The sequence below is a fragment of the Pandoraea sp. E26 genome, from assembly GCF_000681415.1.
Taxonomy (GTDB): Bacteria; Pseudomonadota; Gammaproteobacteria; order Burkholderiales; family Burkholderiaceae; genus Pandoraea; species Pandoraea pnomenusa.
The window spans coordinates 140,139-154,984 of record NZ_AYXJ01000034.1; the positions used below are offsets into that span (position 1 = coordinate 140,139).

General features: G+C 64.7%; 10 protein-coding genes. 3 read left to right on the forward strand and 7 right to left on the reverse strand.

Annotated elements, in window-relative coordinates; translation table 11 throughout:
- The first annotated feature begins 1 nt into the window (after position 1).
- Positions 2-346 carry an FmdB family zinc ribbon protein gene (locus W930_RS0121615; protein WP_023872693.1) on the forward strand — a complete coding sequence of 115 codons (345 nt, stop codon included), beginning with the start codon at positions 2-4 and terminating at the stop codon, positions 344-346.
- Between the two features lie 98 nt (positions 347-444).
- On the opposite strand, the gene W930_RS28410 is transcribed toward W930_RS0121615, so the two are convergent.
- From W930_RS28410 to W930_RS0121635, 4 genes are all read right to left on the reverse strand, one after another.
- Positions 445-1,989 (reverse strand): amino acid permease, encoded by a 1,545-nt coding sequence (locus W930_RS28410; protein ID WP_023872692.1) that lies wholly within the window; start codon positions 1,987-1,989, stop codon positions 445-447.
- A gap of 344 nt (positions 1,990-2,333) precedes the next feature.
- Positions 2,334-3,782 (reverse strand): short-chain fatty acid transporter, encoded by a 1,449-nt coding sequence (locus W930_RS0121625; RefSeq protein ID WP_023598257.1) that lies wholly within the window; start codon positions 3,780-3,782, stop codon positions 2,334-2,336.
- A gap of 88 nt (positions 3,783-3,870) precedes the next feature.
- Complete coding sequence (locus tag W930_RS0121630; protein ID WP_023872690.1) at positions 3,871-4,839, reverse strand: ornithine cyclodeaminase family protein; 969 nt, start codon at positions 4,837-4,839, stop codon at positions 3,871-3,873.
- Positions 4,840-4,873: 34 nt separating this feature from the next.
- Positions 4,874-8,329: a molybdopterin-dependent oxidoreductase gene (locus W930_RS0121635; protein ID WP_023872689.1), complete on the reverse strand. Its 3,456-nt coding sequence runs from the start codon at positions 8,327-8,329 to the stop codon at positions 4,874-4,876.
- A 98-nt stretch (positions 8,330-8,427) separates the two neighbouring features.
- Here W930_RS0121635 and W930_RS0121640 point away from each other — a divergent pair, with 98 nt between their 5' ends.
- The gene (locus tag W930_RS0121640; RefSeq protein ID WP_023598260.1) at positions 8,428-9,354 is read left to right on the forward strand and encodes a LysR family transcriptional regulator; all 927 of its coding nucleotides are present in this window, start codon (positions 8,428-8,430) and stop codon (positions 9,352-9,354) included.
- 33 nt (positions 9,355-9,387) lie between these two features.
- Here the strand turns inward: W930_RS0121640 and W930_RS0121645 are convergent, their stop codons facing one another.
- The gene (locus W930_RS0121645; RefSeq protein WP_023872688.1) at positions 9,388-10,836 is read right to left on the reverse strand and encodes an amidohydrolase family protein; all 1,449 of its coding nucleotides are present in this window, start codon (positions 10,834-10,836) and stop codon (positions 9,388-9,390) included.
- 26 nt (positions 10,837-10,862) lie between these two features.
- Positions 10,863-11,963 (reverse strand): porin, encoded by a 1,101-nt coding sequence (locus W930_RS0121650; protein WP_023872687.1) that lies wholly within the window; start codon positions 11,961-11,963, stop codon positions 10,863-10,865.
- A gap of 442 nt (positions 11,964-12,405) precedes the next feature.
- On the opposite strand from W930_RS0121650, the gene W930_RS0121655 reads away from it, so the two are divergent.
- Entirely contained in the window at positions 12,406-13,344 is a 939-nt protein-coding gene (locus tag W930_RS0121655; RefSeq protein WP_023872686.1) for a LysR family transcriptional regulator, read from the forward strand.
- Between the two features lie 55 nt (positions 13,345-13,399).
- On the opposite strand, the gene W930_RS0121660 is transcribed toward W930_RS0121655, so the two are convergent.
- On the reverse strand, positions 13,400-14,725 hold the full coding sequence (locus tag W930_RS0121660; protein ID WP_023872685.1) for a ferric reductase-like transmembrane domain-containing protein: 1,326 nt from the start codon (positions 14,723-14,725) through the stop codon (positions 13,400-13,402).
- Positions 14,726-14,846: the final 121 nt, after the last annotated feature.

Sequence of the window (14,846 nt, forward strand, 5' to 3'; positions counted from 1 at the left end):
CATGCCGATTTACGATTTCGAATGCGCGGACTGTGGCCCGTTCGTGGTGATGCGACGCATTGCCGATCGCGACGCCGCATGCCATTGCCCGGACTGCGGTAACGAGGGAACGCGCGTGGTGACGGCACCGTCGCTGGCGTTGATGGGCAGTGCCAGCCGCGCCGCGCACGCGACGAACGAGCGGGCGGCCAATGCGCCGCGCCAGTCGCGCGATGGCCCGGCGCGTCACCACCGGCCGGGGTGCAGTTGTTGCTCGGGCGCAAAGGTGACGCTCGCAGGCGCGGGAAAGGACGCGTCCGGGGGCCTCAAGCGCCCCGGCGGCAGGCCCTGGATGATCAGTCACTAGTCCCGGCGCCGACGAGCGCTGCCCGCAATTGAAAGCCCCACGCGCCGAAGGACTCGTGGGGCTTTTTCAGAAGGGCCTCGGCGTAGCCGACCCCGTGCTCAGGACATCTCGGGCGCCGCGTCGGAAATCGGGGGCGTTTGTCGCGGGCGCGGACGCGCGTCCGGAAATTTCATGTCCGCGTACTTCACGAAGCGCGTGCGGCGCGCCAGTCGGTAACCCGCCCAGATCAGGAGAAACAGCGGAATGCCGATGTAAGTGGCAACCACGCCGCCCCAGTCGATCCGGTCTTGCAGGAACGCCTCGTAGTTCTGTCCCAGCGTGATGGTGAGGCACAGCACGAATGCGAAGATCGGTCCGAAAGGGAAGAACGGCGACACGTAGGGCAGGTTGGCCAGATCGCCGCCCCGTTTCAGATAACCGCGACGGAACCGGTAGTGGCTGATGGCGATACCCAGCCATGCGATGAAGCCGGTCATGCCAGACGTGTTGAGCAGCCAGATGTAGACCGCGTTGGGGCTGAACACGAAGGTAAAGAAGCACAGCGCGGCCACGGCGGCGGTGGCGAACAGCGCCCAGAGGGGCACGCCGTTGCGCGAGACATGGGCGAACACGCGCGGCGCCTTCCCATCGCGCGCGAGGCTGTAGAGCATGCGGGTGGCCGCGTACATGCCCGAGTTGCCTGCCGAGAGCACCGATGTGAGCACCACGGCGTTCATGATCGACGCCGCGCCCAGCAGCCCGGCGCGCTCGAAGATCAGCGCAAACGGGCTCACGCTGATATCGGTCACGTCGTTGCGCAGCAGATGCGGGTCGGTGTACGGGATGAGCAGGCCGATGACCAGAATGGCCGCCACGTAGAACAGCAGGATGCGCCAGAACACCTGACGCACGGCGCGCGGCAGATTGCGCGCGGGGTCCTGGGATTCGCCCGCGGCAATGCCAATGAGTTCGGTTCCCTGGAATGAGAAGCCCACGACCATCGCCACACCGATCAATGCGGCGAAGCCTCCCGCGAAGGGTGCGTTGCCCACCGTCCAGTTGACCGCTCCGCCGGCTTCACCGCCACGGATGATGCCGAGCAGCATCATCACGCCCATCGCCACGAAGGCCAGCACGGCGATCACCTTGACCAGCGCGAACCAGAATTCCGCTTCGCCGAAGCCGCGGGCCGAAAGGGCGTTGAGCCCGAAGGTGATGGCGAGGAACAGCGCGCTCCAATAGACGCCCGGCACGTGCGGAAACCAGTACGCCATGACCAGTTGCGCCGCCACCAGGTCGACCGCCACGGTGACGGCCCAGTTGTACCAGTAGTTCCAGCCCAGCGCGAAGCCGAATCCCTCCTCGACGTAGCGTGCGCCATAGGTCGAGAACGAGCCCGAGACCGGCATGGCCGCAGCCAGTTCGCCGAGGCTGGTCATCAGGAAATAGACCATGAGACCGATCAGGACGTAGCCGAGCAAGGCGCCGCCGGGCCCGGCCTGTGCAATGGTGGCGCCGGAGGCCACGAACAGGCCGGTCCCGATGGACCCGCCCACCGCGATCATCGTCAGGTGGCGCGCCGACAACGTACGGCGCAATTCCCCCGGCGCAGGCGCGCCCGCCTTGCCGCCGTCGCGGTGCTGATCGTGTTCCGATGATGCCAAGATGGTGTTCCCTTCAATCAAAAAAGTGCGTTGGGTAAAAGAAAAGGCCTTGAATTCACTTCAAGGCCTTCTCCAGTTTCCGTCCCGCGTCAGTACTGCCGGCTGGCTTCAACATCGCTTCGAAGCTCCCGCAGCGCCGATTCAACACGGCCACGTACGCAGAAAAATCAATGAGTTAGCGTTGTCATCGCCAACGGGCGCATATGGTAACACTACAGATACTCCAACCAACCTGCGGACGCACCGGAGGACGCCCGCGAGGGTGGCACTTGCCTTGCCGGCGGAGAAATCACACGGCACCCGCCGATTCCCGCTCTCGGAGCCACGTCCGGACGTCCGGACGCTCACGGCATGACCGGCGGGCGATACTCGAGCGTTCGGGCGAGCCACCAGAGCATGACGATGACCACCGGGAAGTGCACCAGCAGTTGCGTGAACGTGTAGCCGACCACGTCACGCGCGCGCAGACCCAGCACGCCAAGCAGCGGCAACATCCAGAACGGGTTGATGAGATTCGGCAGCGCTTCGGCGGCGTTGTACACCGTTACGGCCCAGCCAAGGTGCACGTGCAGATCGTTCGCGGCCTGCATCACGTAGGGCGCCTCGATGATCCACTTGCCGCCGCCCGAGGGCACGAAGAAGCCCAGCACCGCCGAGTACACGCCCATCACGCCGGGGAACGACGCCTGCGACGAGACGGCCACGAAGAAACTCGACAGATGGTGAGACAGGGTCTGCCCGTCGATGCCGGGTGCTTTCGTGAGCAGATAGGCAATGCCGCCATACAGCGGGAACTGAATGAGTACCCCCGCCACGGACGGCACCGACCTGGCGATGGCGTCGAGGAAGCGGCGCGGGCGCCAGTTCAACAGCATGCCCAGCATCAGGAAGACGAAGTTATAGGTGTTCAGGTTCGAAATCGCGATGAGCGGGTCCTTCGTCGTGAACTCGTTACCGATCCACACCAGCCCCAGCGCAACGATCAGGACCGTGACGAGCGGACTGTATTCGAGCCATTCGCCCGGACGCTGTGGCCGCACATACGTCTTGGTCGTGTCGTCCAGCGACACCCCCAGATCAGCGGCGACTTTGGCGCGGGCATCGCGCGGTGCCGAATAGTAAGCGAGGATGACCGAGACGACCGTCAACACGGCCGCGATCGCCATCGACTGCGGCAGGAAGATAGTCTCCGAGAACGGAATCACGCCCGTGATTTCGACCAGCGCCTTGGGCAGGCTGGCCGGGTTGGCCTGCAACTGCGCCGCGGAGGAGCTGAGCCCCAGTGCCCAGGTCGCCCCCATGCCGAGGTAGGCGGCCGCGCCCCCCGCCCGGTAATCCATGCGAATGTCGTCCCGACGCGCAATGGCGCGCACCAGCAGGCCGCTGAACACCAGGCTGATTGCCCAGTTGAACAGTGAGAGCGCGATGCTCACGAAGGCCACGTACGCCACCGCGCTGCGACCGCTGCGGGGCAAGGCGGCCATCCTGCGGATCAGCATCGCGGCCGGTGGAGAAACCGCCACGACATAACCGGAAATGGCCACGATCGCCATTTGCATCGTGAACGGAATCAGGCTCCAGAAGCCGTCTCCGAAGGCCACCCCGACCTTCGCCGCGGGTACGCCGATCGCGAGCGCGCCGGCGGCACATACGATAACGGCCAGCGCGGCAAACAGATACGCGTCGGGAAACCAGCGTTCCGACCAACGTGTGACCGATGCCGCCAGTCGCTCGAGAAAGCCGCCTTCCTCCGGCGACGGTAGCGTGTTCGATAGTGAGTTTCCCGATTTCATGTCGTGCGTTCCTCTGTATGGGTATTGCGTACTACCACTGGTCTGTGAGCCTGATGTTCCATGCGTGGAGGCGTCGTCGTCGAGGCGTTCAGGCGGCTTGGCTCGCGCGCCACACGAGCGTGGCCGCCGCGAGGTCCTCGAGCGCCGTGCCCACCGCCTTGAACACCGTGCGCTCGTCGTCGCTGCCGCGCCGGACCCGTCCGCCGCGGCAGAGGTCGGCCAGCGTGCCGCGCACGTCGGCCGCCGAGAACACGCCACGGGACATCGGCCCGAGCAGCTCACCCGACTTCGCGAGCGCCTCGTCGGTATCGACGAACAGCGTCGCCCCGGCGAAGCAGGCGTCGTCCGCTTCGCGCATCTGCGGCGTGAAACTTCCGATCAGGTCGAGGTGGGCACCCGGCGCCAACCAGGCCGCCTGCACCACCGGCTCCGTGGCCAGCGTCGCGCAAGTCACGATATCCGCGCCTTCCACGGCGGCTTTGGCGCTCGTGCAGGCACGCGCATTCAGTCCGTCGGTTTGAAGCCGCGCGACCAGGCGTGCCGCGGCGTCGGCATCTCGATCCCATACGGTCACGTGCGTGATCGGTCGCACCGCGCGATGCGCGGCCGGCACGAGCGATCCGACGCGTCCTGCGCCGAGCAGCGCGAGGTGCGATGCATTGTCCCTGGACAGATACGACGCACCCAACGCGGAGGCTGCCGCCGTACGGCGCGAGGTGATCTCGTCTCCGTCCATCTGCGCGAGCGGTGCGCCGGTCGTCGCGTCGTACAGCAAATAGGTCGAGTGCAGCCCCGGGATGCCGCGCCGACCATTACCCGGCGCGATGTTGACGGTCTTGATGCCCAGATACCCGCCCGGCTGCCACGCGGGCATGATCAGCACTGTCGTAGCCGCTTCGGCAGTGCCCCCGGTAGCGCCGCCGGTAGCGCCGCCGGAAATGACGTGCGTATGGCGCAGCGGGACTTCGCAGCCCTCTACGAACATGGTGCGCAGCGCGTCGAGCAGCGGACCGAAGGGAAGGGCGGCGCGCGTGGCGGCGGCGTCGATGTGTTTCATGGGGATGACTCCGTTCTTTCGTGGCAATGAATCTTCAGGCGTCGATGACGACGGCGCTGCGCGGTATGGCCTGACAACTCAGGCACATGCCGGGCTCGTCCAACGCGACATCGGCCAGGTGGTCGATCTCACCGGCCAGCACCCTCACCGCGCAGCTCTCGCACTGACCGACGCGGCAACCGCTGGGCGGCGACAGGCCAAGCGATTCGGCAAACGACAGCAGGCTGCCGTGTGCCGGTGTCCATAGGCCTTCCTTGTTCGAGCGGGAAAATCTGACGGGCCATGCCGCGTTCGCGTCGACGCGCGGAGCGCCCGGCGAGCGGAACGCTTCCTTGAACATGTCGTGCGCGGGGACGCCTCGGGCGGCCAGCCCTGCCATGACGGACGCCATCATCGGCTCCGGGCCGCACAGGTAGAAGCGCGCACGACGGGCGATCAGCGCGTCGGAGACCACGGCGGCCGAGACGCGTTCGGTCGATACATAGTCGATGCCAGCACGATCGTCCGTGCCGGGGGCGTCGTAGTAATTGAGGATATGGACACTCGGCACACGTCGCGCCAGATCGGCCAGTCGATCACGAAATGCGTGCGTGTCGCCGCAGCGATTGGCGTAGTGCAGCCAAACCTCCGGGGGCTCGTGTCCCGCATCGTCCATGCGCTCGGCGAGCGATTCGAGATGGCACAGGAACGGCGTAATGCCGATGCCGCCGGCGAAAAAGACGAGAGGCTGCCGCGTCCGCACGGGGATCACGAAGCGGCCGGACGGCGCGCCGATCTCCACGACGTCGCCCACGCGCGCACCGGTGTTGAGCCAGCTCGAGACGATGCCCTCCGAAGATCGGCCGTCTGCCGTCCGGCCCTGCTGGTGACGCACCGCAATCCGGTAGCTGCGGCGCCCTCGCTCGACGTCGGGTCCGGTCAGCGAGTAAGCGCGCGTGAGCGGCTCGGCGTGCCCCGGAATCTTCACTCGTACGGTGATGTGCTGCGCGGGCAGGTAGTCGGGCAGCCCAAGCCCGTCGAGCGGCTCGAACGCGATGGCGCGCACGCCCTGAGCCGCGGGCGACGTCTGCACGATGCGGAACGGCGCCATGCCGGTCCAGGGACGCCGCGCCGGATCGCTGGCCGGGTCGCGCTCGACGTCGCAGCGGAACGAGCGCAGCGGCGACGACCCGCTGATCGGGTCGATCTCACGGGTGGTGATGAGCGCGTTGAAGTTGCTGCCGAGCTCCCCGGCCATCGCGAATCCCGGACGCCCGACGCTGTCGCATGCCTGCCACCAGCCATACTCGGCAAGCAGCACATCGTCAGCCAGCCCTTCATCGAGCGCGGCCCGGAAGCGGGCCACACCGGCCGGTGTGGTGACGCGCACCCAGTCGCCCTGCGCGATCTGCCTGCGATCTGCGAGGGAAGAACTGACGTGGACGACGGGATCCGGCGCACGAGCACGAAGGCTTGCCAGACCCCGATGCTGACTGTGGCAGTAATAGCCGTTTTTGGCCGAGCCAAGCAGCAGCGGGAAGCGGCGGGCTTCGTCTTCTGACGCCGGAATCGATTTCACATGCACGGGAACCGGCGAGTAGCCGTGCCGTAGCAGTTGCTCCGAGTAGAGCTCCACCCGGCGCGTTTCGGTGGCGAACCCCTTCACCCGGCCCGATTCGATCTTGGCGTACTTACGCTCGAACTGCGGCTGGGGACGGGCCATGCCCTCGGGGTGCGCGCGCAGCGTTTGCACGTCGAGTCCCGTTGGCGCCAACTGATAATTCCAGCCCGCCTCCAGGTTACCGCCGAAGAACGCGTCGCCCATACCCAGGCGAACCGCCAGATCGAACACGATGTCGTTGTCGCTGCGCGATTCGCCGCGCGGGGCCACCATGCGCTGACGAAGCTGTATAAGCGCGTCCGCCCGATCGTCGATCTCGAACCCCGCTCGCAGGCCTTCACGTTCCCACGGCGTGTTGACCGGCAAGACGATGTCGGCATAGCGGGCCGACGGCGTCTCGAACAGATCGCAATGCACGTGGAACTCCAATGATTCGAGCGCTCGCCGGGCCATCTCGTAATCGGCTTGCGAGGCGAGCACATTGGTTCCGAAACAGAACATGGCCCGGACGCGATACGGTACGCCATCGAGAATGGCGCGATACGTGTCGCGTGCCGTGACCCATCCACGCGCGGGAGGACCCAGCGGCCGCTCGTCGATACCGAGCGCCATGGCTTGCTGCGCCGGACTCAACAGATCATGCTCCGCAACGGGATTCACCGGCTGGCGCGTCATCACCCGGTTGCCGCCGCGCCGATCGAAGCTGCCGGTCAGGGAGTACAGCACGGCGATCGCGCGCTCGATCTGGGTGGCATTCGCATGTTGCGCAACGCCCGACCAGGCGTGGTACGCCACACGTTGTGTGCCCGAGAACAATCCCGCGGCGGCGTCCAGTTGCTCCGGCGATACGCCACAAAGCGACTGGACGGCGTCGGCGTCATAGGGCGCGAGCGCTTCACAAAGGTGATCGAAGGCGGGCCGACACTCCAGACACGTGCCGTCCCTGAGCGTGACGCGGAACGCCCCCCTGAGCGCGGCGCCGTCGGCATCGGCGGCACTCATGGACTGCGCGGTGTCGTAGGCATGCGGTGCGCCCATGTCCGCGCGCCAGATCACGAAGTCATCGCTGGGCTCATCGCCGTGCGCGATATCGCGAGCGCGCAGGAAGTGACCATTGTCGCCCCGCACCAGCAGCGGGCCGTTCGTCCAGCGACGCAGGAATTTCGCGTCGTAGCGATTCTGGTCGATCAGCCGACGAGCCAGTCCGAGCGCCAGCGCGGCGTCCGCGCCTGGGCGCACCGGCAACCATGCGTCGGCGTCGGCAGCCAACGGTGTCTTGCGCGGATCGACGACGAGCAGGCGCGCGCCGCGCGCGCGGCCTCGTGCGATCGCATTCGCCTGGCTCAGCCACGTGCTGGTCGGATTGTGCCCCCAGAGCATGATGACGTCGGCGTGCGCGTAGTCGGCGGTGGGCATGCCGCACCCGAAGGTGAACGCGTGCGCGAAGTCCTTGTGCCAGTTGCAGATTTCCGTTGCGTAGACCGTGTTGGGACTGCCGAAGACGCGAACGAAACGTTCGATCCAGTCGATGCTGTCCGACAGCGGCGTGCCGCTCGGGGTCGTGACGCCGAAGGCAACGGCATGAGCGCCGCTTTCGCGTCGGATATCGCCCAGCCGATGTGCGATTTCGGTCAGCGCTTCGTCCCACGAGATGCGCTGCCACCCCGGATCCGCGGCGCCCTTCGGCGCGGTGCGGCGCAAGGGCGTGGTGAGTCGATCGGGATGATGCACAAGCTCGGGGGCGGCTTTCCCCTTGCGGCACATGGCGGCGCCGTTCGGGTGCGAGGGATCGGGCTCCACAGCGATCAGCGCATCGTTTTCCACGCGATTGAGCGTGCCGCAACGTGATCTGCACAGTGTGCAAAACCCGGACTTGACCTCCTGAACCATGTCCCATGCATCTCATTGAATGTCGATGCGATCAGGCTATACAGGGCATGGTTTTATTACTAATATAAAAAATATAGTTTGCAATATTGATATTTTCAATGAAACCGACAATTCGTCAGGTGGAGTATTTCGTCGCCGTGGCCGAAACCGGGCAGGTGATGCGCGCGGCGGAGCGCTGCAGTGCATCGCAGTCGTCACTGACGATCGCGCTGAAAAATCTGGAGGTCATCGTAGGAACGCCACTGTTCGTACGGCATGCGAAGGGCCTTCGGCTTACCGATGCCGGCGAGCGTTTCCTGCGTCACGCCTATCGCATTCTCAATGCCACCGACGATGCGCTTCACGAGGCGCGCACCTTGCCGGACGATGCCGGCGGGACGCTGCGACTGGCGGTGACGGAAACCATCTCCGCGTATTTGCTGCCGTCGGTGGCGAGCATGCTGTCCAAGCGATTTCCGAATGTCGAATTGACGCTGATCGAAGGCGTGCGTCACGAACTGGAAGACGCCGTGCTCGGTGGTGACGTGGACCTCGCGCTATTGCTCGTCTCGAACGTCGTCGCCCATGGCCTCGTGTCGCAAACGTTGCTGCGTTCGACGCGCCGACTTTGGGCGAGTCCGGGCCATCCGCTGCTCGATCTGCCGTCCGTCACGCTGGACGACGTGCGTGAGCACCGCTTCATCCTGCTCGACATGGACGAGCACGTGCAGACGGTGGAGCGGTACTGGCGTGCAGCCAACGTAGACCCGGCGGCGCATTTTCGAACGCGTTCGATCGAGTCGATCCGAAGCCTCGTGGCGCAGGGGTATGGCGTGTCGATTCTTTCCGATCTCGTCTACCGGCCCTGGTCCATCGACGGGGGACGCATTCTTCGAAGAGATCTCAGTATCGGCGTGCCGTCGATGGATGTGGGGCTGGTGTGGGCGCAGCACCGGCCGCCACAAGGGCTGACCGAACGCATCGTCGGTGCGCTCAGGGCGCTGATCCGGGAAATCAACGAGCGCGGTCATTTCGGGGTGGAGTAGGATCGCCGCGCCCGGCCGTGGAGGAACCACCGCTCACGCCAGTCCCGCCGCTTTCCTCAGACGTTGCGCCGAACGCGTGGCGTCGCGAATGATCTCATCGGTGTCGATCGACACGAACTTGCCGTCCCGGCGCAGCACACGACCGTCCACGATCACCGTGTCCACGTTGTCGGGCTGCGCCGAGTACACCAGCGAGTTGAACGGATCGACCACGGGCGCGATATCGAGATCGTCCATGCGAACGAGGACGATGTCGGCCTGCTTGCCCGGCGTGAGCGACCCCGTGCGGTCGGCGAGATTGAGCGCTCTCGCACCGTCGATGGTCGCGAGTTCGACCAGCCGGCGCGGGGTGAGCGGCACCTGCGTGCCTCGCGCCTTGTGCGCCCACAGCAACGCCCGCATTTCATTGAAGAAGTTCGCGTTGGCCGACGCCGCCGACGAGTCGATCGAGATCCCCATGCGCGCGTGAAGCGCCTCCATTTCCGCGAACTGTGTGTAGCCACTTCGTACGGTCGAGTATTGCAGCTCGATGACCGGTGCGATGCTGATATTGACGTTCGATGCGACGAGTGTTTCGCGCTCGGCTGCCGTGAAGCCCTGCGGATGCACGAGCAGAAGATCGGCACCGAGCCATCCATGCCTTGCCATGACATCGACGATGCCATGCGTCAGATTGCCGTAGTGCAGCGTGTACGGCAGATTCATGGCCTGGATGTGCGCCATCGACACGCTCAGATCGTCGAAAACGCTCTGGCGCATCGTGCCGTTGTTGTCCGTGGTCGGCGCGACGACCACCCCCAGCGTCAGGCGCGAGCGCTTGGGCACGATGGTCCGACGCACGCGCTCGACGTCCTGCCAGTCCATCGGTCGGGTCGACGGCTCGCCGAACCTGCCGTATGAGAAGCGCGCGCGTACGCCGAGATCCTCGAGCGCCTGCATGTCCGCATCCGCGTGTGCGGGAGATGGCACGTTATGGCAGAAGTCGTGCACCGTCGTGATGCCCGACGCGAGGTTCTGCGCCACACCAAAGCGCACCGAGTGATAGAAGTCGTCCGGTGTCATGACCGCGCCGGCGCGCGCCTTGCTCGGGAAATAGCCGAACTTCGGATCGTCGCCGCGCAGCGAACCCCGCAGCACGCTCGTCCACAGATGCTGATGGGTGTCGACGAAGCCCGGCATCACGATCTTGCGGCTCGCGTCGACGATGCGCACGTCCCGCATGTCGATGCGTGGGGCAACGGCGACGATCCTTCCTGCCTTCACATGCACATCGCCGGATGGGAGTTCGCCGAGCGACGAGTCCATCGTCAACACATACCCCCCGCGCAGAATGTATTCCTCGTTCGACGTCGCCTTGCGGGGGTCCGCCGCGCTGGCGATCCCCGCAACGGGCGCCAGCAGTGCGGGCGCGACGGTACTGCCGGCGAGCGCGCCGCAAAGCTTTAGCAGATCGCGCCGTCCTTGCTGTATTTCGTCTTTCATGTGCTGCCTCCTTGGGCACGGTTGCCTCAGAAAGTGTGTTGGATGCTCAGCGTGCCGATGAACTGACGGTCGTTGCCCGATGGCCCCGTCGACGCGTTCACCTGGGCTTTGGCGCCCTCGCCGTAGGCGATCTGATACGCGGCATCGACATACACGGTCGTGCGCCTGGAGAAGCGATAGCCGATCAGCGACGTCACCTGGTTGGCGCGATGGTTGTCGAGTTGCGCGTTGCCGTGCATGTAGCTGTATGTCACCGACGCATACCACGCCGCCGTGAAGTCGTAGCCGGCGCTGACGTCGAACACGTCGATCTGTGCGCCGGTGGCCGTGTTGCGCGAAACGGTGGCGAGGCCGGAGATCGTGAGCTTGTCGAAGCCGTAGCGAAGGCCGAGTCCGATGTTGCGGATACCGTCGTTACCGTTGTTCGTTTGCGGCGCCTTGACCATCGTGTACGCGGCGCCGATGCCCGCGTTGCCGCGCTCGTAATTGACGCCGAAGCTCGTGGCGCTCGACCGCCCGAAGCTGCCCGCCACGCCGCCGAAACCGTACATGGCGCCAAACGTCAGGCCCGAGAAATCGGCGCTCTTGAACTTGACCGTATTCGCGATCGCCTCACCGTTGACGCGATCGAAATCGAACGAGCCTTGCGCAGAGTACGAGACGCCGAACCTCGGGAACGGTCCCTGGTGCGCGGCATACGCGCCTTCGAAGAAGCTGCCCGGATAGCGGTTCAGCGTGAGGCTGTCGAACATGAAGTCGCGCTGGTTGCCAACGCTCAGCGTGCCGAAGCGATTCGCCAGCCCGACATACGACTCACGCGAGAACAGCGCCGCCGGGCCGCCGAACACGTTGCCATTGAGGATGCTGAACAGCGTGCCGAGGTAAAAGACGGCGCGATGGCCATCGCCGAGGTCTTCTCCGCCGCGAATGATCACTGCGTTCGGGCGCAACACACCCGGATTTGCCGTGACGGCAGCACCGCCGTCGACATTGCTCGTATAGCCGACGCCCGCGCCAAGCAGGCCGCTGATTTCAAGATTGCTCTGTGCCGACGCCGTCGTGGCGAATGCGCCACTCAGGAAGCCCGCGGCGACCAGCGAGCGCGTGCCAATGCCATGAAGATTCACGTTATCTCCCCTGAATTGTTTTGGATGCATCACAAAGACAGCTTTCGCAAGGCATTCGCCGGTAGGCATGGCCTGCTACGCATCGGTCGCATCCCCGAGTTGTGTTCAGGGGGCAGGATTGCGTTATGTTTTAAATATATATAATTGATGTTTAAACATATTGAAGGCATTGCGGCCCGCATGCCCCTGCGGGGGCGCGCAGACCCGCGCTCGGGGATCCGGGATCCGTCCGCTGGCGCACGTCGGCTCTGGGAAATGATTCTAGGTTCGGCACAACCCTCGGCCGGTGAATTTTTGGAACGGGCCATCAACCGCGGGTTGACGTGATGAGCACGCGCACGCGAGACCGGTGAGAGGATGTCGGAGCGGCAAGCGGGCCGCCTTTGCGGCGTTGAGTGGGAACGAAACTGACTTGCGGTCGATGTACCGTCGGAGATTGAAAATGAATGTCAGCACCGGTCAGGCGCCGCCGTCGCGCCTCAAGCTCAAATACCTTCAGGTTGTGGCCGTGCTCGACGAGACGCATAGCCTGGCGAAGGCCGCCGATCATCTGAACCTTACCCGCGCGGCGCTCTCGAAGACGCTCGCCGGGCTTGAAGAACTACTCGGCGTAAAGCTTTACGAGCGCACGGCGGCCGGCGTGGTGCCGACGACGTTCGGGCGTACGCTGGCACGCCACGCGCGGTTGATCCTCGGAAATCTTCGGTCCGCCGAGGATGAGCTTCGCGATCTGATGAACGAGCATCGGCAGAGCCTTGCCGTGGGTGCGCTCTTCGTCGCCATGCCGCAATTGCTGCCGCAGGCCATCGCCCTGATCACGCGGTCGGCGCCCAGATGTGTCATTACCGTACGCGAGAGCGGCTCGTTCGGATTGGCGGCCGGTCTTCACGACGGAAGTTTCGACCTGGTGGTGGGGCGTCTCGTGCCGGAGTATTTCCGCTCGGCGGTCAATCTCGAGCCATTGTTCGAAGAGGAATTGCTCGTGATTTGCCGCAGCGGTCATCCGTTGGAAAACGTGCCGGCGTTGACGTGGCGCGAGGTGGCGAAATACCCCTGGATGTTGCCACCGAAAGAATCGCCGATCAGCCACGCCATTCAGTCGCAGTTCCTCGCGGATGGCGTGCAGGGGCCGGCGGTGATCGTGGAGGCGTTTTCCATCCCGCTCGCATTGGGTATGTTGCAGTCGTGCGATGCGATGACGGTGTTGCCGAGTCGTCTCGCGTATGCGTTGCGCGACAAGGGCGAGATCTCGATCCTGTCGTTGCGCTCGCCGAGATTGCCGGCCCCGATGGGGGTGGCATGGCGCAAGGACTGTCCGCTCTCACCGCTCGCATCGTTGTTCGTCGCGGCGCTGAAAACGTGCGCGGGCGAGCGGGCATGACATTCACCGATGGCTGGGACCGGCGGCGACGGCATACGACACGTCGCCCGGTGGTTCAGCGCATGTCGAACAGTTCCCGGTGGAAGGCTGCCGGATCCAGGCCCCACTTCTGCATGTTGGCCTGAAGCGATTCGCCCATGGCGGCAGGGCCGCAAAACCAAATACTGGCGGACTGCCAGTCCGGCAGCACTTCCCGAACGACCTCTCCCGTCAGGCGCGGGTCTCGTCCCTTGATGTGAAGGTGCAAGGTGACGTCGGCCATTTCCGCGTGTTTCCGCAATCTTTCCACGAACACCGGATCGGGCAGTTGGGTCACGTAGAACAGGTCGATCTTGCGTTTGTCGTGCTCGACGGCCAACGCCTTCAGGCGCGCGATGAAGGGGGTAATGCCAATGCCGGCGCCGATCCAGATCTGCCGCTGCTGAGGCCCCGTGAATTGGAAGGTCCCATAAGGCCCCTCGACCCTGGCGTGGCCGCCGACCTGCAGGGTGTCCGGCAACCGGCGCGTGTAGTCGCCCACGCCCTTGATCAGAAAGGTCAGCGTGTCGTCACCGGTCCAGGCGGACGAGATGGTGAAGGGATGCGCTCCCTCCCGGGGGTCAAAGGTCACAAAGGCGAACTGGCCGGGTTGATGGCCGGGCCGTGGCTTTTGCAGATGCAACACGACCTTGAGCACGCGATTGTGCTCGAAGCGTTCGAGTTCGGTAATTCGCGCCGATACCTGCCGGCGGCGTCCGATGTGGCCCAACAGACCCACGATCGATCCCACGACACAGCCGGCCACGAGCAGGGCCGTCAACCAGCCAACCGGATTGGACCAATCGCGAAACTCGGTCAGCACGACGGCATGCCAGCAAAACACGAGGGCAATGACGGCCATCAGCCGGTGCGTGTATCGGAAGTAGCCGTAAGGGATGCGTCGAATGAGTGCAATGAGAACGAGAACGATCAACGCGTAGAAGGCCCATTCGCCCATCGTCTCGGCCAGGCCGCGCTGCTGGCGAAAAAAGGCCTCCACGCCTTCCAATTGCGGACGCGCGCCCCGGGGAGGACGCACCAGCCAGCCCCAACCCACGGCCCATTTCGGCGCCTTGATCCACAACCAGTGCACGACGGCAGCCGACAGGGCGGCCACGCCCAGCCACTTATGCAGGCGGTACATCTTGTCCAGTCCACCCATCGGTGGCTCGATCGATACCGGACGTACCGACAACATCACCGCAACCGCCATGGCGGCGAATGCGAACAGACCCGTCAAGAGGATCCATTCGTGACGCATCGCAAAAACTTCGCTCAGAAAGAAGATCTGCCTGTGCGCTGCCAGCCAGATGGCCACCACGATCGCCATTCCCGCCACCAACGCCCAACGTATCCTGTTCATTCGGATCACCCTGAAGGACATTTTTTAAAGAATGCGCGCCTATCGCCGGTGTGGCAAACGCTTTTCCACCTAAGCATGATGTCAGTCAAGAAGGGGGGCGGTAAACCGTTGAGGACACCGT